The 23,060-nt window shown below is 46.9% G+C and carries 21 protein-coding genes and 1 tRNA gene; 19 read left to right on the top strand and 3 right to left on the bottom strand.

Features of this window, described 5'->3' with window-relative positions:
- Positions 1-14 precede the first annotated feature (14 nt).
- The 14 genes from EZE20_RS01880 to EZE20_RS01945 all read left to right on the top strand — a co-directional run bounded on the left by EZE20_RS01880 (position 15) and on the right by EZE20_RS01945 (position 16,932).
- The gene (locus EZE20_RS01880; protein ID WP_132113881.1) at positions 15-323 is read left to right on the top strand and encodes a hypothetical protein; all 309 of its coding nucleotides are present in this window, start codon (positions 15-17) and stop codon (positions 321-323) included.
- Positions 323-1,702: a hypothetical protein gene (locus EZE20_RS01885; RefSeq protein WP_132113882.1), complete on the top strand. Its 1,380-nt coding sequence runs from the start codon at positions 323-325 to the stop codon at positions 1,700-1,702. The genes EZE20_RS01880 and EZE20_RS01885 overlap by 1 nt, the downstream gene beginning before the upstream one ends.
- Positions 1,680-2,672, top strand: coding sequence for a DUF6712 family protein (locus EZE20_RS01890; protein WP_132113884.1), 993 nt, complete (start codon positions 1,680-1,682; stop codon positions 2,670-2,672). The genes EZE20_RS01885 and EZE20_RS01890 overlap by 23 nt, the downstream gene beginning before the upstream one ends.
- 1 nt (position 2,673) lies before the next feature.
- On the top strand, positions 2,674-4,647 hold the full coding sequence (locus EZE20_RS01895) for a DUF5977 domain-containing protein (RefSeq protein WP_132113886.1): 1,974 nt from the start codon (positions 2,674-2,676) through the stop codon (positions 4,645-4,647).
- Entirely contained in the window at positions 4,644-5,456 is an 813-nt protein-coding gene (locus EZE20_RS01900) for a hypothetical protein (RefSeq protein WP_132113888.1), read from the top strand. Before EZE20_RS01895 ends, EZE20_RS01900 begins: the two co-directional genes overlap by 4 nt.
- Entirely contained in the window at positions 5,449-5,973 is a 525-nt protein-coding gene (locus EZE20_RS01905) for a hypothetical protein (RefSeq protein WP_132113890.1), read from the top strand. Before EZE20_RS01900 ends, EZE20_RS01905 begins: the two co-directional genes overlap by 8 nt.
- Positions 5,973-6,596, top strand: coding sequence for a hypothetical protein (locus EZE20_RS01910; RefSeq protein ID WP_132113892.1), 624 nt, complete (start codon positions 5,973-5,975; stop codon positions 6,594-6,596). The genes EZE20_RS01905 and EZE20_RS01910 overlap by 1 nt, the downstream gene beginning before the upstream one ends.
- Before the next feature lie 60 nt (positions 6,597-6,656).
- On the top strand, positions 6,657-8,258 hold the full coding sequence (locus tag EZE20_RS01915) for an AAA family ATPase (protein ID WP_132113894.1): 1,602 nt from the start codon (positions 6,657-6,659) through the stop codon (positions 8,256-8,258).
- A gap of 104 nt (positions 8,259-8,362) precedes the next feature.
- On the top strand, positions 8,363-12,316 hold the full coding sequence (locus EZE20_RS01920; RefSeq protein WP_132113896.1) for a phage tail tape measure protein: 3,954 nt from the start codon (positions 8,363-8,365) through the stop codon (positions 12,314-12,316).
- Positions 12,316-13,761, top strand: coding sequence for a hypothetical protein (locus EZE20_RS01925; protein ID WP_132113898.1), 1,446 nt, complete (start codon positions 12,316-12,318; stop codon positions 13,759-13,761). Before EZE20_RS01920 ends, EZE20_RS01925 begins: the two co-directional genes overlap by 1 nt.
- A gap of 74 nt (positions 13,762-13,835) precedes the next feature.
- Positions 13,836-15,602, top strand: coding sequence for a hypothetical protein (locus EZE20_RS01930; protein WP_132113900.1), 1,767 nt, complete (start codon positions 13,836-13,838; stop codon positions 15,600-15,602).
- 4 nt (positions 15,603-15,606) lie between these two features.
- The gene (locus EZE20_RS01935; RefSeq protein ID WP_132113902.1) at positions 15,607-16,032 is read left to right on the top strand and encodes a hypothetical protein; all 426 of its coding nucleotides are present in this window, start codon (positions 15,607-15,609) and stop codon (positions 16,030-16,032) included.
- Complete coding sequence (locus EZE20_RS01940) at positions 16,029-16,400, top strand: hypothetical protein (protein WP_132113904.1); 372 nt, start codon at positions 16,029-16,031, stop codon at positions 16,398-16,400. Before EZE20_RS01935 ends, EZE20_RS01940 begins: the two co-directional genes overlap by 4 nt.
- An 82-nt stretch (positions 16,401-16,482) precedes the next feature.
- Positions 16,483-16,932 (top strand): DUF5675 family protein, encoded by a 450-nt coding sequence (locus EZE20_RS01945; protein ID WP_132113906.1) that lies wholly within the window; start codon positions 16,483-16,485, stop codon positions 16,930-16,932.
- Positions 16,933-17,004: 72 nt separating this feature from the next.
- On the opposite strand, the gene EZE20_RS01950 is transcribed toward EZE20_RS01945, so the two are convergent.
- Together EZE20_RS01950 and EZE20_RS01955 are read right to left on the bottom strand one after the other, a co-directional pair.
- Positions 17,005-18,168: a phage integrase SAM-like domain-containing protein gene (locus EZE20_RS01950; protein WP_132113908.1), complete on the bottom strand. Its 1,164-nt coding sequence runs from the start codon at positions 18,166-18,168 to the stop codon at positions 17,005-17,007.
- 272 nt (positions 18,169-18,440) lie between these two features.
- Positions 18,441-18,513: transfer RNA gene (locus tag EZE20_RS01955), tRNA-Phe, on the bottom strand.
- Between the two features lie 281 nt (positions 18,514-18,794).
- Here EZE20_RS01955 and EZE20_RS01960 point away from each other — a divergent pair.
- The 3 genes from EZE20_RS01960 (at position 18,795) to EZE20_RS01970 (ending at position 21,353) form a co-directional block, all read left to right on the top strand.
- Entirely contained in the window at positions 18,795-20,126 is a 1,332-nt protein-coding gene (locus EZE20_RS01960) for a (Fe-S)-binding protein (RefSeq protein WP_132113910.1), read from the top strand.
- 39 nt (positions 20,127-20,165) lie between these two features.
- Positions 20,166-20,483, top strand: a complete 318-nt coding sequence (locus tag EZE20_RS01965) for a DUF3784 domain-containing protein (RefSeq protein ID WP_132113912.1) — start codon at positions 20,166-20,168, stop codon at positions 20,481-20,483.
- Between the two features lie 72 nt (positions 20,484-20,555).
- Positions 20,556-21,353 carry a (Fe-S)-binding protein gene (locus EZE20_RS01970; protein WP_132113914.1) on the top strand — a complete coding sequence of 266 codons (798 nt, stop codon included), beginning with the start codon at positions 20,556-20,558 and terminating at the stop codon, positions 21,351-21,353.
- Here EZE20_RS01970 and EZE20_RS01975 read toward each other — a convergent pair.
- Positions 21,348-21,857: a GNAT family N-acetyltransferase gene (locus tag EZE20_RS01975; protein ID WP_132113916.1), complete on the bottom strand. Its 510-nt coding sequence runs from the start codon at positions 21,855-21,857 to the stop codon at positions 21,348-21,350. The two genes, EZE20_RS01970 and EZE20_RS01975, sit on opposite strands and share 6 nt — an antisense overlap.
- 152 nt (positions 21,858-22,009) lie before the next feature.
- On the opposite strand from EZE20_RS01975, the gene EZE20_RS01980 reads away from it, so the two are divergent.
- Complete coding sequence (locus EZE20_RS01980; protein ID WP_132113917.1) at positions 22,010-22,507, top strand: hypothetical protein; 498 nt, start codon at positions 22,010-22,012, stop codon at positions 22,505-22,507.
- 64 nt (positions 22,508-22,571) lie between these two features.
- Positions 22,572-23,057, top strand: coding sequence for a gliding motility lipoprotein GldH (locus EZE20_RS01985; RefSeq protein ID WP_132113919.1), 486 nt, complete (start codon positions 22,572-22,574; stop codon positions 23,055-23,057).
- Positions 23,058-23,060: the final 3 nt, after the last annotated feature.

Here is a 23,060-nt window from a genome sequence, read left to right on the forward strand (position 1 = left end):
CTGAATATTGATCCATGCAAACGATTTATGTCAAAGATGTCAGGCGTCAGATTGACCTGTTGACTCGGATGGGTGATCAAACTTTTTCCATCACCTACCGCAAAAAGGACGGGACTTTTGGCGAAAAGAAAAATTGCCGTAACCGCTCCGGCAGTGTACCCAATCAACCCAAAGCTGACCTTTTGAGCGTAAAAAAAGAAACTCGGCGGGCAGGGTACCTGCGTTTTGAGTTCCGGGATCAAGGAGGTCGGTGGCTAAAACGGGAAATCCTTTTTTGCTTGCTGGTAACATTTAATGGACACCTAATAGACCATAGTTTCTAATGTCGATAACCAAATTAAAAGGCGGTAGGCGAAAGATTGCCTTCGCCGCTCCAGTTAAATCCGCTGATACTGGCCAACGGGATACGACCGGCGTAAAACCAAGTACTGAAAGAAGCGTCAATGTAAATAAGAAAAGCTACATCTATTACCCGTGGGGAGATAACAACCTGCTTCCAAATGATCGGGTAAAGCTGCTTCGGAGTAATGGCGATGCACAAAACCTGGTTCAGGCCCGGATCGATTTTTTGTACGGCGGCGGGTTTGGATTCTTCAAACACGTGAAGCGCAACGGGATTTTACACCGTGAGCCATTTACGAACAGCGCCATTGAAGAATACGAGGATGCCTATGGCCTTCCGGATCTGGGTGAAGTGGTAGATCAAATCAATACTGCTTTGGTAGAAACGGGCAATGCATTTGTCCGCAGACAATTGGTGGATGGACTGCCTATCTATTCTGTAAAGGATTCTTTGGTGGTACGGGCAACAATGGCTGACCCAATCGTAAAGGCATATCTGCTTTGTTCTGACTGGACGAATCAGGAAACAATAGAGAAAGGCTGTTCAATCCTACCGGTCTATGATCCTACAAACGAACTGCTCGAGGAATCGCTGATTCACCTTAAACCATATCAAAGTGGGCAGCCGTATTACGGTTATGCTCAATACTGGGGCGATCAGTCGGTACACTGGATTGAAGTAATGAATTACATCGCCCAGTCTATGATCGGTACGGTAAAGCACAATAAAAATTTGGCGCACATTTGCCGGATTGCCTCCCGTTACTTTGATGAAATGGCTGCAAGCGTACCCGAAGACGAGAACTCAGACGAGCCAGTCGATTTTGAAAAACAGAAAGACAAAGTCCGCGATCAGTTTTACAAGAGCGTGGAAGAAATGTTCTCAGAGAAAAATGATACTGGCCCCCGCATCATTTACGATGAATGCGATTTGGCACCTGATGGAAAACTATCCGGATTTATTCAGTTTGAAGAAATCAAACGGTCTTTGAATGCGAAAGAATTGCACGAAGCCTATCAGATTGCCCTATTGGCATTTGCGAATGCATCCCGAATCCTTCCTGGATTGGCCGGCGTGAGCGATGGAAAGATGCTTGGTGGATCTGGATCAGAGCTGAAAGTATCGGCAAATTTTCAACAGCATTTCCGAACTGCTCGAGAGCGGAAGTTAACCTGTTCAATCTTCAATACGGACGTCAAGAAAGCGCTCAAACTTCCTCGTGACGTTTACGCAGGGTTTCACGATATTTTGTTGGTATCGGATGATAAGAACCCTGCCGGAAAAGAAACCAAAACCACGTCAGCTCCCAACTCAGCTGACCCAAAAGACCCAAAGGATGATACTGAGAGGAGTAAATGATATAATTGCCTACCTGGGGCGGGCCGTAATGGCGGCTACCTCAGATGATTTTTTGGCTCCCTACATTCAGCTGGCGCAGGATGGCGAATTAACTCGTGCCCTGGACAGTGCATTTGTGTCAGAACTTGACACCCAGGTTGAGCAGAATAATCTAAGCCCGGAGAATCAGGCTCTTTTGCCTTATGTTAAGAAAGTGCTGGCCTGGTTTGCCTATCAACACTATTTGCCCTTTTCCATCGGGAATGACGGCGACAACGGCTTGCAGGAAGTGGGTACCGAATCAACGAGCCCTGTCCGGATCGGCGTACTGGACAAGCGGATCAGAGAAACCGAGCGAAATGCTGTGGAAAGTCTGGAAGCCTTGTTACAGTACATGGAAAGTAAACCCGTAACCGACTATCCGACCTACCATAACTCTCCAACCGGGAAAAGAACCCGTACGCTTTTTTTAAGCTCGGCCACCACCATGAGTGAGTTTCTGCCGGTGATAGAACGAAATCACCGCTTATTCATCAATCTGCGCCCCTACATTGTGTTGGCCGAGCAAGATTACATTCTTCCTCGCCTGGGACAAGCTCAGTTTGATGCGCTCAAAACGACCTTGCTAAACGGTACAACCTCTGATCCACAAAAACTATTGCTCCAAAAAATTGGCCGAGCTCTGGCCCATACCGCTTATTGGATGGCCTTGCCAAACCTGCAATTCGTGGTCCTCCCATCAGGCAATATTCGCGTTCTTTCTGACTTTGACGGTATTTACAATCGTAAGAATGCCCCTTCCGAAACCATCACATATCTGGTCGAACAGGAGAAAACCATGTCGAAAAAGCACCTGAATGCGCTGAGTACATTTCTAAGGAAGAATGCAGAAGATTACCCGCTTTATGCGGCCAGTACTGCTGCCGGGCAGGAACCAACAAACCGCCTTCCAGACAACTCCAAGTATTCCAAAGTATTTAGAATGAAGTAATATGGACTACCTAGCAAATATTACGCATCAGAAACTGGTACTGACCCGAAATCCGGTGGTGGTGTCTGTCGATCCGGTAGTTTTGCCAGAAGGGCAAAGCCGGATCGATCTTCGCTATTTCTGTGAAGTGATGGTTCAAAAGGGTTTTCAGGGAAGTAGTTTCGAGCTGCTTTCCCGGCACGAAGCCAGTGAGCAGCCGCCGACCGCAGGCAGTACTACATCTGCCGGTGCGTACTTTGAGATTCATACCCGGCTGGACGATCTGCTATCGACCGAACCGCCGGAGTTTGGATCGAACAAGGTGCAGGTATGCGCCAACCTGACCCGGCAGTACTACACCCGGATTGAACGCTACGACGGGGATACCTTGCTGGATAGCGAGCAGCAAACGAGCTGCTGGGCGATCAAAGCGGGAGTGGCTGAACGGGATTATGATACGTACCACGATCTGTTTTTTACGCGGCACATTGGGGACGGTCGCCGTTTTTTGACCTGGCAACCTGACAATAAACTTGTGCGGGTGGATCAGCCGGAATGGCTGTATTTCATCACCAACTTTGACCCTACTCCTTCGGAGCTTCGGGTGCGGGTGCGCTGCCTGTATGATGATAACAGCCGTGAAACCTATACAGCTGGTACGATCAGTAATGTAAGCTTCATGACGGTGTATGCCTTACCTGTCTCTATGGAAGCTTTGGGGCTGCTTAACCGCCCCAAAACGGTAATCCGGTATGAGGTATGGCTGAGCAATGAGGCTCAGGAAGTGGTGTCAGAAACTCGCTCGTATCAGGTTTGGAATGAGCATTTTGAAACGGTAAAGTACTTGCTGTATCAAAACGGGCTTGGCGGATATGATACGCTGGCTTTTGTAGGAAATCTGGTTGAAAGTGTAAAAGTGAGCCGGTCATTGGTAAGCCGTTTTGTGGGCTATGATTACCTGCCCACTGTTGCCGAAGATCTTATAAATGAGGTGACCGGCGAACGGCAGCTGTCGCTGACGCTGGGTGGCCGCATTAGCGAAAGGCAGCGAAGCTATCTGCAGGATCTGCTGTTTTCGCAGGAGTTTTACCTGGCCGATGGAGAATGGATTCCGCTCATGCCGCTATTTGATGGGTATGTTACTGAGAATGTGGACGAGTGGCCAATTGACCGCACATTGACTTTCCGGTATGCCAATGCTCAAAGCCGGTACAGCTCTCTGCCCCGAATTGCAAAAGAGAGCCGCCCAACGAGCTGGCGGGAATGGACTACTTCGTGTGAGATCGGTGCCAATGGCCTGAGAACCGGACGCCGAATCGTGAATGAATTGGTAAAATACTACCTGGACAGTGGAGAAAATGTGCGTCCGCTAATCACCAAAGCCAATACTCCCAACACGGAAGGGTACATTTCGCCCTGGCTAACGGAGGACTGCGCGGCCACAACAACACCATACCTGAGCACATCCGTAGAGATTTCGTCAACGCTCAAACGCACAGGCTGCGGACCAGGTACCATTGGCTCTGTATGGACGATCACCCTACCGGCCGGAGCGTACGGATCGGAGCTCAGCCAGGCTGATGCAGATGCCAAAGCATTGGCAGCCGCTCAGGCTTTGGACACTCAGGCAGCAGCCAATAGTAATGGCTCGTGTGTCCCAACAACCCCGATACCACTGGCGCTTCAAAATACGACCACCGATGTGCCTGGGGTTTTTGACCCAGTAATAGCCTTGCTAGTTAATGACGTGGAAGTCGTGCCGAATACGGATGTTGAAAGTAGTGTGCGCTATGCCGATAATGGTCTGGCAGCTGGCACCTATAATATTGACGTCCGGATTAGCTACGGCGGCTCTCCATTTCAGGAATTCAGGTTGTCTATTCCTTCTAAAAATTTAACATCAGCCATTTTGTCCGGTAATCAGACCTACCGATTTGCTAACGTGGTGGTAAACTGGGGGGATGCCGAATTACTTGTAAAAGCCTTACCACTATGATCATTATTAGATACCGAAACAAAACCTGCATTGTGCCGGAAGGTTGGCACGAGTGCAGCTCGGAGCACTGGGGAAGCCTGATAGCATTTAGCCGGCTACAACCCGATGAACGGACTCCGGAAATTGTTGAGCTGGCCGCACAATATTGGTTGATGCTCACCCCTCAGGAATGGAGTAGCTGGCTACTGGATGCCTGTCAGTGGGAAGCTATGCAATCTTTATTTGCCTGGGTATTCTCACCGCCTACTACCCGCCCCTTTGAGAGCTTTGTGCATGAGGGTATCAGCTACCATGTTTTTGAAGAAAACTTTACGGATACCAAGGCTCTGGAACTGAGCGTAGCCCTGATGGAATACATGGCACTGGTAGATCCGCACGAACCAGACCTGAGCGCCTATGAGCGAATCCTGGCCACACTTTGTCGCCCAACCCGCCGAGATCTGATTGACTTTCAGCAATCGGATGATTGGGACGGTGACGTACGGGAGCCATATAATGAAGCTCGCACTGCCGATCGGGGAAACAAGCTGACGAGCCTACCGGAAACCATCAAGCTGGCGCTCTTTGATTATTTTGAACGTAGTATTCTTGAATTTCTGAAAAATTACGAGAGGATCTTTGGCGGCTCAGCCACCGAGGAGCCCCGCTACCCGGACGGACGTGGATGGATAATGCTGCTAAAAAACGTAGCCAAGGAATCTCACTTTGGCGATTTTGATAGGGTTTGCCGCCAACCTGCACACTTGGTTTGGGCAGCAATGTTAGATGATGTTTTGAACACCGAAGAAACCCAAAACGCCAATGAATAACCCCTTGCATATCATAGATCTGCTAACGCTCAACGCTTTTTTTGAAGCCGCTGCTGCCAAAATTGATGGCCTGGATGCATACCATTTTGTGAGCTCAGGCGAAGATGGCGCTCAGGAGATTCAACATCTTTTTGAAAAAAGTATCACACCCGGACAAAGGGTGCTGATTGCTCAAATTGCCGAAACGCCCCTGACTGACAATGCTACCGGCCTTACTCGTGCCACGTTTGCCTGCTCAGTGATGGTTCTGCAAAAAATGGCAGGTATTGGCCTTACGGCACTTACCAAACTGGAAGCTCGAAACTCCACATGGAAACAGATCCTCCGAATGATTGGCTTTGTGCGTACCTGTGCCGAGTATACCGCCGCAACGGCTACCGACAATGACGAAGTAGAATTCAGAATTTACCAGGATCGGCTACTACCCATTGGTCGTATAGCCAATGCCCAGGTACAAGGCTGGCTGATTGAAATGGATGTTACCATTCCTGTAAACGCTTATTTGTTTTCTGAGTGATGGATGTTCAGGACGAAATAAACAAACGCTTTGAAAGCGAAGTGGTAGAAGTATGCGATCGGATTTTTACCGAAGGCATCCGCCAAATGCGCTATGCAATGGAAAATGCTGGCCTGGTGCTGACCGAAGAACTAAAACGCTCGCTTTACTCCGAAAGAACTTTTGTGAGTGGGCAGCTGGAAGCTCAGTTTCGGATGGGAATGCGCGGCTATGGGCGCTTCAAAGACATGAAAAAAATTAGCTATGCCAATTTCCCAAACGTTGATAGCCTTGTAGAATTCATCGAACAAATTGGGATAGAAAAATTCATCAACAATGACACTGTCACGATTAGTGGCAAAGCTATGACACTATTTGTGCCAGGATATTATATCAACTCTCGCCGCCGGGTAGCGATCACCACAGAGCGAGCCACCACCCGATTAGCCTACGCGCTGGGCCGGAGCATGCAAGACCGAAACACCCTCAAACGCTCCAAAAACCCCTTTTACAACATCAACAAAGGTGATATTTACAATAATATCAGCCAGTATCTCATGCAAAAACTCCCTTCCGACATGATGCAGGCATTGAAAGAGTACTACGAAAGGCCGTTTTATGAGAAAGATCAGTGGTGGGGATAGGGTATTTTTAAAGTGCATTTGGCTTTTACACTACTCTAAGTACTTAAACCATAAATTCATATGAAGATAAAGAGAATTTCAATAAAAGGTTTCAAAAGATTTACTGATCTTACAGTGGATCAATTACCTGAAACCACTAAATTAGTTTTATTAGTTGGTCCAAATGGTAGTGGGAAAACATCTCTATTTGAAGCTTTTTCTTTATGGTATAAATTAAACGGTTATGGTAATACAGGAGATATAAAATATTATTTTAAAAAAGATGTAAATAACAGCACTAATTGGTCTGGTCTTGTAGATATCGAGTTTCATCAACCACAAATTATAGACCATATTAATTTAAAAGGTAAGTTTTATTTTAGAACTGCCTATAGGAACGAACCAGATTTTAGTATTGATCATTTAATGGCTCAAAATGACCCAACAGACACTTTAAAATTAGGGACATTAATGCAAAATGATTTAACTGTTTCTGAAAATTATCAAAGATTAGTGGCTTCTTCATTAAGCGAATTATATAATACAAGTAATAATGAAAAAACAGTTGAAAATTTAAGAAATGAATTAACTGGAAGAATTAAAAACTCATTGGCTAATATATTTGATGATTTAAGTTTTACTTCAATAGGAAATCCTCTTACAAATGGAAGTTTCTTTTTTACAAAAGGAACGTCAAAAGATTTTCATTATAAAAATTTATCTGCTGGTGAAAAGTCTGTTTTCGATTTGATATTGGATATAATAATTAAATCAAATTATTATAAAGAAAGCGTATTTTTTATAGATGAGCCTGAAGCTCACATGCATACTAGATTACAAGCTAAACTTTTAAAGGAATTGTTTAATTTAATACCACAAAGTTCCCAACTTTGGATTAGTACCCATTCAATTGGCATGCTAAAGCAAGCTGAAGAATTGGAATTAAGTAATCCTGGAAGTGTCGTTTTTTTGGATTTTGATAACCGTGACTTTGACCTTACTGAGAATATTCAGCCAACTAAAATTGATAAAACAATCTGGAATAAATTTTTTGATTTAGCAATTGCCGATTTTTCACAGTTAATTGCCCCAGAGATAATTGTTTTTTGCGAAGGTAACTCTCAGGGTAGAAAATATAAAGATTTTGATGCTCAAATATATGGAAGGATATTTGAATCAGTTTATTACAATACAAAATTTGTTTCAATTGGATCAAGCTCAGAATTAGAGAATATTGAAAATCAATCAATTAATGTTGTTTCAAATATTCTTAAATCTTCTAATATTATTAAATTTGTTGATAGAGACGATAAAAGTCAACAAGAAATCTCTGAGTGCCTTCTCAAAAACATAAAGACCTCGAAAAGGAGACATATTGAAAGCTACTTATTAGATGATGAAATTATAAAAAAACTATGTATATCTGTTAATAAGACTGAATTATTCGAAGAATGTATTCAAATAAAAATAGATGCCATAAATAACAGTATAGCAAGGGGAAATCCGGCAGATGATATAAAATCCGCAAGTGGTTCAATTTTTACGGAGTTAAAGAAAAAATTATCACTAACTCAATGTGGAAATAATAAATGTGCTTTTCTTAGAGATACATTAGCACCTTTGGTAACAGAAGACACTACGGTCTATAAGGAATTAGAAATTGAAATTTTTTCAGATATTTAACCATTTATATTTATAAGTGTTAAAACAATTAAATGTATAAAACTCGTCCTATCGCAATAAAAAGGTACGCTGCATCTTCGTAGCGTACCTTTTTCTGTGTTAGGATGCAACTCGTCGAAAACTCAATCTGGAACCTGGATATCAATGGTAAACCAGCCCTAAATGCTCTGGGCGAATTGGAGCAGAAGCTACTGGAAACCAAAAAAGCTCAGGAAGACCTCAAACGCGGCACCAAAGAATGGGCCGAATCTCAAAAAGAAATCAAGGCTCTTGAAGCCGAAATCAAGAAAGTCCGTGAAACGATGGGCCTGGCAGGTATGACTGTCAAGCAGTTGGAAGGCTATGCCAAGCAACTTGGCAAGGAAATTAAGGATTTGACGCCGGGTACGGACGATTATATCAAAAAGACCGAGGAGCTGAAACAGGTCAATACCCGACTATCATCTGTTAGGAAAGATGTACGGGCGGTTGCGGAAGAAGCCGATAATTCAAAGGGTACCTGGGGCAGGATGAAGGACTGGATCATGGGTGCCTTTGTGGTGACGGCCATTGTAGAAGCGGGCCGGATGATCGGGCAGTTTGTTGGCGATTCGATTGAACACTTCAAAAAGTTTCAGAGTGCTTCGGCTGAACTTTCAGCAAATACAAAAATTACCGGCAATGAACTGAAATACCTCGAAGAACAGGCTAAAAAGCTGGGCCCGCAAATGGGCAAGACCGGTGATGAAATGTTGGCGGCCTATCAGCTGATGGGTTCGGCGAAATCTGACCTTACGGAAAATGCAGAATCGCTGGCAGCTGTAACCAGGGAAGCGATCATTTTGAGTCAGGCAGGTAAGATTGAGCTCGCACCAGCTACCGAGCTAATGGCTGGGGCACTCAACCAGTTTAATGCACCGGCGTCGGATGCTGGCCGCTTCATCAATGCCATTGCGGCTGGGGCGCAGGTCGGATCAGCTGAGATTTCAGACATGACCAGTGCGCTTAAAGCTTCTGGTACCGTTGCAAATGCGGCAAATGTGAGCTTCGAGCAAACGAATGGTGCGCTTCAATCGCTTTCGACGATCAACATAAAGGGCGAACAGGCGGGAACAATGTTCCGGAACACCTTGATCAAGCTGATGTCTTCGGCGGATGATTTGAACCCACAGATTGTGGGGCTTGATAAATCACTGGAAAATCTTTCAGCTCGAAAAATGAGCACTGCGGAGCTGGCCAAGATGTTTGGTACGGAAAACGTGGTCGCCGCCCAACATCTGATGAATCACCGGGATCAGGTAGCCGAATTTACCGAAGCTTTAACCGGTACGGACGAAGCGTACAAAATGGCGGCGATCAATAACGAAACGCTGGAAGCCCGACAGAAACAGTCGGAAGCTACTACTGCCAATTTGGGCGTTGCCCTGGGCGAAAAGCTAAATCCCTTCATCATTAAGGCCTATGATGCTTTTGGCGTTTTTCAGGAGGTGATGGGGAATGTAATTGACAGCTCTACCCCGCTCTTTGATAGCTTCATGATGCTTTGGGACGTACTGAGCAATCTGTTTGGCAGTGTTGGGAAAGTGATTTCTGCCTTCTTTGGCCTGGACGAAAAGACCAATGGTACCAAGGTGGTGATGCAAACCCTGAGTGTGATTTTCGGGATTGTGGCCGCAGCTGCTGCCGGGTTGGTGCTGGTACTGCAGACGATCATCGACGGCCTGTTGTTTCTGGATGGGAAGATCACCTTTGAACAACTCAAAACCAATGCTGTCAATAGCTTTAATACGATTAAGGCCGGATTAAAATCTACGTTTGTTGATCAGTTTAAGGAAATTGAAGCGCCGGCCGTAGCTGCTCAGGCCGACCTGACCAAGAAGCAAGGTGACGCCCGGGCCGAAGAAGAAAAAAAGACGATTGATAAGATTGTCAATACGGAAACCGCCACTCATGCCCAGGGACTGACCAAAAAGGAAGAAGCCGCTCAAAAGCACCGGGACTCGGAGCAGGCAAAAGCCAAGGCCAAAGCAGAAAAAGAAGAAGCCGACCGGGTAAAAGCCAATGAAACCGCAAACAAGGCCATTGAAAAAATGGCGATTGACGCCATTACGGACGATACCGCCCGTAAGAAAAAGCTGCTGGAATATGAGCTAAATGAAAAGCTGGCCAACAACGCCAAGTCCAAGGCGGATGATCTGACGAAGGTCAACTACGAGATTGCTCTGCGGGCAAAGTTTAAGGCTGATACTGAAAAACTTGAAGCCGATGCCCGTGCCAAAGCGCTGGCCGAAGAAACCAAAAAGCTGAATGCCATCAGCAGACTGGAAGAGCAGCTGCGGACTGAGCGACTGAATCAGGAATATGCTACGACAAAATCAATTTTGGAGCATGCACTTACCAACGAGCGGCTGACGATCCAACAACGCCAACGGCTGAAACTAGACCTGATAGAGCTGGAACGCCAAAACGAGCTACGCAAGATTGAGGACATTGCCCGCGCCGAACGAGCTAAGGCCGTGGAAACGAGTAATCAGCTGATTAAACTGGCCGGGGACGACGCGGACAAGAAGAAGCAAATCCTAAGCGAGCTCGATACTACCATCCGGGGCATTGATGCGAAGCTGATTGCGGATAAGAATGCTGCCAATGCCAAGCATAATGCTGAAACGCGCGATACTGAGCGAAAGAGCCTGGAAGAAAGGAAAGCGAATCAGGAAAGCTTTTTTAGCATGCTGAAAGGTTTGTTGAAAGGTGATTTTGATGCTTTCAATGATTTTCTGAATAAGAAACTCCAAAACGAGAAGGCGATGCAGGATGAGCGCCTTCAAGGCTGGACGGGCAAAACAATGGAAATTCTCAATATTGTGAAGGGGGGACTGGAAGTGTTAAGTGCAGCGAATGAGCTGTATTTGACGATGCAGATTAACCGAAACAATAGGGAAAGGGACGATAAAATCAAGAAGCTTCAACAGCAATATCAGAAGGGCCTGATTGATAAGGTGACCTATGAAACGGGGCTTGCCAATATCAACGAACAAGCCGATGAAAAAGAAAAGCAGCTAAAACTGAAAGCCTGGCGGCGTGACCAGGCCGGACAGATAGCAATGGCGGTGATCAATGGGGCAGCGGCCGCATTGAAATCACTGGCGACCATGGGTTGGCCACTCGGACTTGTAGGGGTGGCGGCCGCAGCAGCTACGACGGTAGCTCAAATTGCGATGATCAAACGACAACAACCGCCAACCTTTGCGCAAGGTGGCAAGATCCGGAATGGCGGAGTACCGGAAGGTCCTGCCCACGGCAGTAGCTACGGGCAATCGGGCATTGCCCTGATACGTCGAGACACCGGTGACGAAGTGGGCGAAATGGAAGGCGGAGAGCCTATATTGATCCTGAGCCGCAATACTTACAAGAACAATGGAAAGGTGATTGACAAACTGCTGAACTCATCGCTACATAGAAATGGTGCACCGGTGTTTGCCGAAAAAGGTGCCTTGTTTGGCTCGGATGGTGGAGATTATCGGGATTTTCTGGAACCCATGAAAGCCGGGCAGATGTACCTGTTTGGCTCCAAAAAGCGCAAAGAATACGACAAAAAGATGAAGGAACAGTATGACGCAGACATGGCCGCCAAGGCTGAAATGGAATCATACATGAACTATGATTATGGCGATTATGGAGCTGATGACTACGGAGCCGGAAGTGATTATGGCGATGGAAGTGGGTTTGATTCCGGAGTAGATTTTGGCGATGGGGGTGATTACAGCGAAGGATTTAACGGAAACGAGTACCAGGACGTGGGCGATGCGGATGCTACCGTTGGGGCTACCAACGCGCAGATCCAGGCGAGCCAGAACATGATGGCCGCAATTGCCCGAAACACTGCCCAAACTGTAAAAGTGGTAACCGAGCTGGCCGATGCCACCAAAGGTATGTCTGGTAAAATTGATCAGCTTATTGGAGCTGCTAACCGTACGGCTGACAATGCCGGAGCAGCTGCTGCTGCCTCCAACCGGGCAGCCGAAGCCTCGAACCGAGCCGCTGACGTAACGAGTATGGCTATTAAAAATGATTTGTAATGAAACGAATGATTGATATAAGGCTTGATGGCACCCCGCTGCACCTGGCTCCCGGCACTGCCTTTACGCTGGAACGCTACAACCCGATCTTTGCTTTTGGCAGCGTGCAAGGCTCTAAGGTCTACCGATTTACAGTACCCTACTCGCCGGTAAACAACCGGTTGTTTCAGTATGCAGCAGACCCGGCAGCCGTATGGGAGCCGAAGAACTACCGTACCGAACAGTATGCGGATGGGGAGCTGATTGAGCGGGGCTTTACAACCCTGGAAGGTGTAAAGCCTGATGGATATGAGCTGAGTTTTGGCAGTAATCTGGGTGATTTCTTTGGTGATCTGCGGGACGTGCCGCTTAATCAGATTGAGTTTGGCAATGAGGTTCTCCCGGCTGATCATGCGGATATTGTTCCGGAGAAAATCGTGGCCGGCCAAACGGTTTATACTTTACCTACGATTTTGAACAATCAATTTTATGGGACTAACACAGTTGCTGGTTTTTCGGGAAAAGTGAACGAATACCTTGCCGGTACCGGCTACGTGGCCGGAGCGCCGAAGGTACCGATGTTCAATCTACACTGGGTGCTACGCAGATTAGGCGAGCTGTGTGGCTTTACATTAAGCGGTGAGTTTATGCAAGATCCGGACGCGCAGCGCCTGATCATCTACAACACTTTTGCGCTCGATGGAGCCACGACCCTGGACTATCGTAACCACCTGCCCGCCGAGCTGAGCCCGCGGACATTGATGCTGGCACTGACGCTCCCGCCCTTTGGCCTGAGTGTGTTTTTTGATGTGCAGCGCCGGGCCGTGATGTTAAGCTATACTGAACAAAAGCTGGCCACGCCAACCAGGCTGGATCTAACGCCTTATACTTTACCAAGTCTGTATCCGGGAAATATGACCGACCGACGTCTGGAATTGGATTGGGAGCTGGATGGGGATGATGGCCTGATGAAAACGATACCGCCTGCGGTGGCAAAATATACCGGACCGGAGTATCTTGAAACTACCTTGTTGACATTAAAAGGGAAGTTTAGCACGCTGATCATGGATGAAGCAACCGGACTTCCGAAGGCCGAGCAACAGGGCATAACGCCCTTGACCGGACAAATGGACAAAAAGTTTAGGCCCAGATTCTTATTTTGGGAAGGCGTGATTGAAGATGTGCCCAGGGCGTCAAGCAGCTACGGAACCACAAGCCTAAGCTTTGTGGGCTCCAACAATCTAAGGGATAAGTATTGGAAGCGATTTGAGGAATTTCGGCTCCGGACTTTTCCGGCGCAGATCCAGGTAGCAATGACTGCGAGCCAACTGGCTCAGCTGGATTTTCACCGCCGCGCAGGTGAAGATGTGGCCGTCCACGTTCGGGGGCTTGACTACTATGTGGCAGCTGTAAAAGCCAGATTGCCGCTCGGTGGATACAGCACCCTGGACGTTTGGCGTAGGTAAATTACCGTCCTAGTATAACCCTCCAAATGAGGAGAGATTTGGCTCAAAGCATACCAAACAAATCTTTTCTTCTTATGAAAAAGCTCTTTTCTATCGGTCTGTTGCTAGTGCTTTGGACCAGTCAAATTCAGGCTCAGCAACGTCTCTCATTAACCATTCCTGGTTCAGGAACCGTGGCCACACAGGAATGGGTACGTGCCGTTCTGGATTCAGCCCTGGGTACCCAACCACCCATTGTTCCGGTAACGCCCCCGGTGGTGATCAGCCCCACTCCCTGCGAGGCTGGGCCGGAGATACGAAGTATAACCAATATCACGACTTCGGAAGCCCGAGTGCAGTTCCACGGTAAGAATGTGTTTGGTCTGGATTTCCAAATCAGTAAGGCTGGTCAGGTGGTCCGCTCTGGACAGATCAAACCAACATCAAGCGTGATCAGAGTGCAGTACTCCAATTTGGAGCCAGGAATTTATCAGTTAAAATTAGCGGGTAATACTTGCACGGGTTCTGATCAGAAGGAGTTTGTCATTCCGGGAAATGAAAGCGGAGTACTAATTCCGGATAGAACTGATCCAGGTACAGCTACCTACGAGCTCTTTATGAATCTGACTGGATTTGGTTACGAACCTGGTTCCCAAAACGGTCTTCATCATGACTGGCCTGAAAGAATTGAAGCTTTTCGCTATGACTGGGGATACGGCATTACAGGTATTCGGCTCAATATTCGTTGGAACGAATGGGAGCCAACCCAGGGCAATTTTACCCGACAGGGCTTGCAGAAGGTGATTGCATACTGCCGCGCGCGCGGGTTAAAACTATCCATTTTGTTCTGGCCTTGGCGCAAACAAGGTGACGGATTTATTCCGGAGGGCCACTACGTGACAGGACATCGAGGGAAGCAGCACGAAATCGAAACGGATAAGCGGATGGGCTCACTTGCTTCTGAGCTGATGAATGCCAAATTATACACTGCTATCCGAGAGCTGTCCGCAGAGCTGAGCAGCTATGAGGGTGCCTATTACCTAAGCCTTGGAACGGCAAGTGCCGAAGAATTTACCAACCCAGTTGTTGGTGAAGGATATGGCGGAGCTAAGGAAATCACTGGTTTTGAACCTGTATTTCAGGAAGGATTCCGAAAATTCAGACTGGCTAAAAACCTTCCCTACGAACGACCGTACATTGTTGAATGGGAAAATGGTGCTGCACTTGATATGAGTACAAATTTGGGAAAGGACTTTGCCCGTTTTATTTCCCTAACGCTCACTGGCTATTTTGAGAACTTCACAAAAGCAGTAAAGGAAGGCTCCGGAGGAAAAGTCCTTTCTGTGTATTCCTATCCAGACGCCGGATCACCCCAAAACGCTTGGTACCTGCACGCAAATTTTGCAAGCCAGGCAGCGGGAGCGGATGGCTTGTTTGGAACTGATGGAAATGACCGTTGGGATAACTCCCGCAAACTGCTCGTAAATGCAGTGAATTTGGGCATGGGAAAGATAAGTATGAACGAATATGACCCCTTTGATTTGTCAAGTGATGGGTATTGCACCGGGATAAACCTTGGCCAGCTTGAACGTGAGTTTGAAAAAAGTTATGCGGCCGGCGTGCAGGTGATCCACCTAAGTATGTCCTACTGCCCAGCTGAAATTCGGGGAATGGAGCCGCACTTGCGCTACCTAACAAAGTATATCGGCAAACCCTATGTTCGCCCTGATCGACCAGTTACCGAAGTTTCCATTACCCCCGCCTACTGGCAGGGGAAGGAAATTTTTGCGCCAGCCTGGACAGGAAGTAATTATCTGAAACCAGTCGATGATGAATTTTGGGGCGACTCCCGCAGAGACTAAGCCTATGAAACTGATTCGATTTTTGTTTTTGCTGGGATTATTTAGCCTGTTAACTGATTGCCGAACCATCCATCGACTTACCAGCAGGTCAGACAGTTCGCACTATCGCTCTTCTGATATGGGGGAGCAATGGCAACGGGAGATAATACGAGAGTATTTACCTGGTCAGGTACGATATGATACCATTTTTCGCCGTGACACCCTACCCGTCCCCTACGTGATCCGGGTTCCTGAGCCTTACCCCGTCCGGGAAATCGTACGTGAGTCGGGTACCCGGCAGCAAAGCGCTCAGGAAGAAACGCAAGTACAAACACTCACCTCTGAAAAAGATAAACATACGCCACTGATGATTCAGGCCATGATGCTCTTATGCGGATTATCGGTTTTCGCAGCAATTTTTTTGGCAGCTATAACTCTACTACGAAAATGAAACACTTGATTTTGGCTCAGGCAGTCGAGCAGAAGGTACTGACCGAAGGCTTTAACCTTGCCCGCGATGTAACACCCGCCTCAATGGCCGGCTACGCGTTTGCCGTCATTGTGCTAGTAGTGGGGTTATACGTTTTTTACAAGCTCTATTCCAAAGAAAAAGACTACAATAAAGAGGTCACCAAAGCAATGGGCGATTTTAGCCAGAAGTCCATTGAAGTACTCGTAGCCGTAAAAGGTCGCCTGGATGATCAGCAGCGAATGGGCGATAACATCACAGAAATCCGCCATCAAGTTGATGGTCTCGGAGCTAAGTTTGATGAGCTTAACCGTAAGCTGGATCGGGGAACCAAAACCGTACTTGGCTAATGGAATGGCTACCCATTTTCATTTTAGCCTTGCATGGAACGCTGGGCTATTTTTTGTTTCAGGCATTAAAGGAAAGAAAAGAATGGAAATCTTAGTAAACCGTTTTGGTTTCAAATCGAACAGTACCCTCAGTCAGTTTTTTGTAAATGGTAGCGCACGGGAATACATCCTGGAAGATAAAGACCGTGGCCTACGAAGTGATATGACTCTGGATGAAATCCAAAAGATCAAGGTATGGGGACAAACGGCTATCCCGACCGGTCGCTACCGGGTTACGATGCGTTACTCACCAAAATTTAAGCGGTGGCTCCCTTACCTCAATAATGTTCCTGGGTTTGAGTATATCATGATTCATCCCGGGAATTTTATCAAAGACACCCTTGGCTGCCTGCTCCCTGGGCAATCTTATTCCGTATTTAAAAATGAGTACCTGGTAAATAATAGCCGGAAGGTGGCTAATCCGCTGATCCGAGAGATCAATGATGCGTTGGAGCGTGGGGAAGAAGTTTGGTGTGAAATTTCACAAGCTTGATTTCGAAAAAGCCCGTAGGTGAAAAATACCAAATCGGGCTTTTTTACATTAATTCTACTAGTACATATTGAATTACATTTCCTCTAATTCTAACCTAATCAACCGCTCATCTTCACGAGCATAGGCATCCAGGCTGCGATCTGTCCGGAGTCCAAGAATCACCTTAACAGCTCCACGACGCCAGCCGAGTGTATTAAGCAGATAACTGCTAAATGTTTTCCGACCGGTCTTAACGCTGATTTGGGACGCCAGCGGTTCCGGGAATTTCAACTCCATTGCTACGAGCTTCAGGTAATCATTCATCTTGACATTGCTGGTAAAAGGCAACTTATGCCAACCTCCATACTTTTCCACTATTTCTACTACCTCTGGAAATATTGGAACACGTGCCATGATACCGGTTTTTATCCGTCGCCATTGAATCCACTCCCGACCTTGCTCGTCAATATGAACAGCTTTCTCAAAATTTCGGGCAAGTGCTCTGAGATCTTCATAGTGAAACCCGGTACGGCAGTAAACAATAAACACATCTGCCGTCCGCTGAAGTCTGGGATTCTGGAAACGATGGGCCCTAAGTTTCTCAAATTGCTCTTGGGTTAAAAATATAGGATCAGCCACTTCTTCCATTTTTACTTTAAATCCTTCCAAAGGATTGTTTGGGCTCAGACCGTGTAATTTGGCAAAGATGCAGACTTGCTTTACTACACTCAAATGTTTACGCTTAGTGCTTTCAGCATATTTTTTTTTATGAGTCAGGAAATTTCGGTAAGCCAAAAATTTGGGTAAATCGAATTCTGATACCAACACTTTTGTTTGCCGGACATTACCAAGATGCTCCAACAATGCAGCCTGAATACCTCGATAGGATTTAAGTGTATTGGGCTTTACTCCGGAGTCGACAATGAACCGCTCGAAAGCATCTGCTAAGGTGGCAATTTCATCCGACTCGGCTAGATATAACCTCTTGATTGTATCTGCCGTAAAAGGCTGACGTTTTTGACAGAGTGTATTAAAAATTGTCAGTAACTCGTTTTCAATGTTTGAAAGGAGTTGATTGTAGGCAGTACCATTCCCGGAGGTAGGTTTGAAGCGGTTTCGGCCAGGATCAAATTCATCCCATAACGCACTGATTCCCACTGATCCAAGATCAGCGCGATCACCGGAAACGGTAATCCGGCAATAAATGTTTGTGTAACCTTTACGTTTGGAGCGATGTCTCCAAAACAAAATGTCCATTCTTTTTTTTCATTATTAGAACAAGTTTGGTTTGAGCCCGCCCTTGTTCAAATGTTTGTACCAACATAGTTATTTTTAACTATATGAAATTTTGTCACCCTGACAAACTTACATTGTGCAATTTTGATGTAGGGTGCCACCGCAGAGTATACCAGGGTGCCACCTCTGGTGCCACCGCAGTGTAAGGAATTGAGATTTCGGTTTTTGAAAGGCTTAAAAAGCAGAAAGCCAACGTAGTATATACGTTGGCTTCAAAGCAAATCGGTCAGAAGTGGTGATGGACGGAATCGAACCGCCGACACAAGGATTTTCAGTCCTTTGCTCTACCGACTGAGCTACATCACCGGATCAGTTGGCCCCTTTTGGGACTGCAAAAATAGAAGGCTGTTTTGGGTTTCCAAAACTTTTTGACAAAATCTTTTAAAAACTTCGCATTTACCCGCTCAATCCCCCTCCTGAATCCCTCAGGCCTGATTTTTTTCTGAACATTTTTACAAATAATCTTACCTTACTACCTTGTGTCCCTGCCTTTTTTTTAGATATTTGCATAGTATGCATGCATACTATTTGTCGGGCTGAATTTTCAGCCCGCAGACAAACTAAACTCGTAGCAAAAGGAAATCTCTATGGAAATCATTCAACAGCTGGCTTTTATCGCCACTTTCGCCGCTCTCCTTTGGCTGGTATCCCGCCGCATAGGCATTATCAAAAAGACAATTCAACAGGGCCGGGCCGAAGATCGGACCGATCAGCCTTCCAAACGGTGGCTGATGATGCTGCGCGTGGCGTTTGGTCAGAAAAAAATGTTTGATCGCCCGCTCGTAGGCATCATGCACTTCGTAATTTATGCGGGTTTTCTGCTGATTAATCTGGAAGTTCTCGAAATAGTGCTGGATGGTCTGCTGGGGCAACATCGGTTGTTTGCGCCTTTTCTGGGCGGTTTTTATACATTTCTTATTAGTTTCTTTGAATTTCTGGCCATCAGCGTACTATTGGTTTGCGTGGTGTTTCTGCTGCGCCGCAACGTCACGAAGGTCGAACGACTACAACCGTCGCGCCACCGGGAGATGAACGGCTGGCCCGAATTAGATGCCAATTTGATCCTGATCTTCGAAATTGTCCTGATGTCGGCGATTCTGACGATGAACGCTGCCGATTTGGTGTTGCAGGATATGGGAAGTGCGCATTACACCCAAACCGGAAATTTTGCGTTCAGCCAATGGCTTACGCCGCTGTTTACCGGGTGGAGCGAAACGAGCCTGATTGCCCTGGAACGCACCGCATGGTGGCTGCACATTCTGGGCATTTTTGGATTTGCCCTGTACGTCACCTACTCCAAGCACCTGCACATTGCGCTGGCGTTTCCCAATACCTATTTCGCCCGGTTGATTCCGAAAGGCGAAATGCATAACATGCCCGAAATTACGAAGGAGGTAAAAATCATGCTCGGCATGGAGCAGCCTGATGCGACCGAAGCGCCTGCCGAAATCGGACGTTTTGGGGCACGCGATGTCATGGATCTGAGCTGGAAAAATCTGATGGACGCCTACTCCTGCACCGAATGCGGACGATGCACGGCGGCTTGTCCTGCGAATATGACGGGTAAAAAATTATCGCCTCGAAAGATCATGATGGACACCCGCGACCGGCTCGAAGAGACCGGGCGAAACATGCAGGCCAATGGAGGGACGTTTGTAGAAGATGGAAAAGCACTGCTCGGCGACTATATCCTGGAAGAGGAGATTCTGGCCTGCACAACCTGCAACGCCTGCGTACAGGAATGCCCCATTCTGATCAATCCGCTGGATATTATTTTGCAGCTTCGCCGCTATCAGATCATGGACGAAGCCAAAGCGCCCGGTTCGTGGAATGCCATGTTCGGGAATCTGGAAACCAATCAGGCACCCTGGAAATTCTCCCCCGGAGACCGGTTCAACTGGGCCGAAAGTTTGAAATAAACACAGCTAAACCCGTTGAATTGCTAAACAGAAACAACAATGGAAATTATTCTCATTCTTGGATGTGTAGCCATTTTAGTAGCAGGTTTGGGGATTTATATCTGGAAGAAAGAAGCGACGAATCTGCTTTCTAATTTCCCGAAAGACCCCTCCAAAATCCGCGATCGAAAAGGCCTGGCTCGCTGGGCCGGACAATTTCTGCTCGTGCTATCGATACTCCTGTTTTTGGAAGGTGTAGCCATTTATACCTACGACAACACGCCCTACGAATGGCTGCCAATTGCAGTTTTTATTCCATTGACCAGTCTGCTTACCATTGGCTTTCTGGTGGGAGGCCAACGCTTCATTCAGGATTAATCCTTTGGTTATTAACACATTATTTTATATTCTAATTTTATTTTTTGTAAAAAAACGACATCTCCTATTCTCATGACAGAGCAATCATACAAGGTTCCTACAATGGCCGAAATGGCCGCCGGGGGCGAGTCGCCCGAAATACTTTTTTGGGTCGGTTGCGCCGGTTCGTTCGACGATCGCTACAAGAAAGTGACGATTGCCTTTGTTAAGATTTTGAATAAACTCGGCATCAAATTCGCCGTTCTGGGTACCGAAGAAGGCTGTTCGGGCGATCCAGCGCGTCGGGCGGGCAATGAATTTCTGTTTCAGATGCAGGCAATGGCCAATATTCAGGTACTTGATATGTACGGGGTAAAAAAAATCGTGACCGCCTGTCCGCACTGCTTCAATACCCTCAAAAACGAGTATCCCGAGCTGGGCGGCACGTATGAGGTCATCCATCATTCGGAGTTTTTGCAGCAACTCATCAACGAAGGTCGTTTGGCCGTAGCTGGTGGAGGTACGTTTAAAGGCCGCAAAATTACCTTCCACGACTCCTGCTACCTGGGCCGGGCCAATGACATTTACGAAGCTCCACGGGCAGTACTGGAAGCTTTGGATGCCGACCTGATCGAAATGAAACGGAGCAAAGCCAAAGGACTGTGCTGCGGTGCGGGCGGCGGACAGATGTTCAAAGAGCCGGAATCGGGCAAAAAGGATGTGAACATTGAGCGCATCGAAGAAGCACTGCATACAGGCGCTGATACGATTGCGGTGGCCTGTCCTTTTTGTATGGTGATGATGACGGACGGAGTAAAAAACAAAGAAAAGGAAGACTCCGTTCGGGTCTTTGACCTTGCCGAACTGATCGCTCAGGCGGACGGACTATAAAATTTTACGCATCAGATCGTCGGTTTGGCGGTCGTTTCCGAGCATAAAATCAGCGGTTCCTATTTTTTCAAATCCTTCTTTTTGATAAAACCGGACAGCCCGTGGATTCTGCGGCCATACACCCAGCCAAACTTCCTGAAAGCCCTCCTGCCGCATCCACTGCTGGCAGTGGTGCATCAGCTGCCTGGCAAGGCCTTGTCCCTGAAAAGGAGTATCGATATAAAAACGGGCCATTTCGACCCCGGATAAAGTTCCACCTGGCGAGGGGCTATTGAGAATCAGCTTGGTATAACCTGCCAGAACATCATCGTTCATGGCCAGCCAATACCGTATATTTCCCTGATGAAATTCCTGGACAAAATTTTCTTCTGAAAAGGCTTCTGCACAGTAGAGCGCCATGTTTTCGTCCGTATTTAAAGGTGCGTAGGTTTGCTTAAAAAGGCGCTCACTAAATGCCCGAAGCGTGGAAAGATGGGATATTGTGGCCAATTGAAAAGAAAACATTCGGTCGAAGCGTTAGTAGATTGAATTTTATTTCTCGTAAAAAAACACCTGTGCAACTCAGCAGCAAAGCTGGCGAGCTTTAAAAATACGAACCACCCACCAAAGTTCCGTGTTTTGGTACATACAAGTTAATTAACAAACCGATTCTGGCTATGTATATTCCTTTTGACAAAATTGATTTTAACGCTCGTGTGTGGATTTATCAGGCAAACCGCTCCCTTAGTGAGCAGGAAGTAAGCCTCATTACCGAAACTCTTTCGGCGGCACTCGACGGCTGGGAAGCCCACAACAAACCGCTGCTCTCGTCTGGAAAAGTGTTCCATAATCGCTTTGTTGTCATTGCCGTTGACGAATCGCGCGAACAACCCAGCGGCTGCGCTATTGATAAATCGGTCCATTGGCTGCAGGAAATTGGCCAGCAACTATCTATCGACTTTTTTGACCGCTCGGTGGTCTATTTGACTGAAAATAATATACTGAACAGTCTACCCGTCAGCGAAGTAAAGCAGGCCATTGCTGACGAAGCTATTACTCCGGGAACGCTGGTTTTTGACAATTTGGTGGCAACCAAAGCCCAGTGGATGAAGCGCTGGAAGGTTCCGGCTGGCCAAACCTGGATGAAACGGTTTTTTAAGGAGCAGGTCTTCTGAGAGTTTTTTTTTTTGAAAGGCCGGGTGACTGCCGTAATTTTACCTCCTATTTACTACGCAATACATGAACATTTTTCGTTTGGCAGCCCTCACGTCCGTGCTGTGTTTTTGCCTGAGTTGTGATTCTACTACCCTCTACAAAGCGTATGAGGATATTGACGAAGGGCAATGGTTTCTTGACAAAAAGTATACGTTTTCATTTGAAGTAAACGACACCACGCAGCAGTACAATCTCTACTATCTGATCCGAAACGGGCAGCAGTACCCTTACTATAACTTGTACATAAACCGCGAGATGACCGGACCTGATGGTCCGTGGATGACCCCACGGCTGGACGAAGTGTACCTTTCGGATGAAAAAACCGGAAAGCCTTTGGGAAGTGGTTTGGGTGATCTGTTTGACCACAAAATTATCTTTATGCGCAAGTACCAATTTCCTAAAACCGGAACCTATACCCTGACTTTTTCGCAGGCGATGCGGCAAAATCCGCTGCCGTTTGTGCTGGGAATTGGGCTAAGCGTTGAAAAAGTCGAATCTGAACAGCCCTAAATT

The sequence above is a fragment of the Arundinibacter roseus genome (assembly GCF_004348825.1).
Taxonomy (GTDB): domain Bacteria; phylum Bacteroidota; class Bacteroidia; order Cytophagales; family Spirosomataceae; genus Arundinibacter; species Arundinibacter roseus.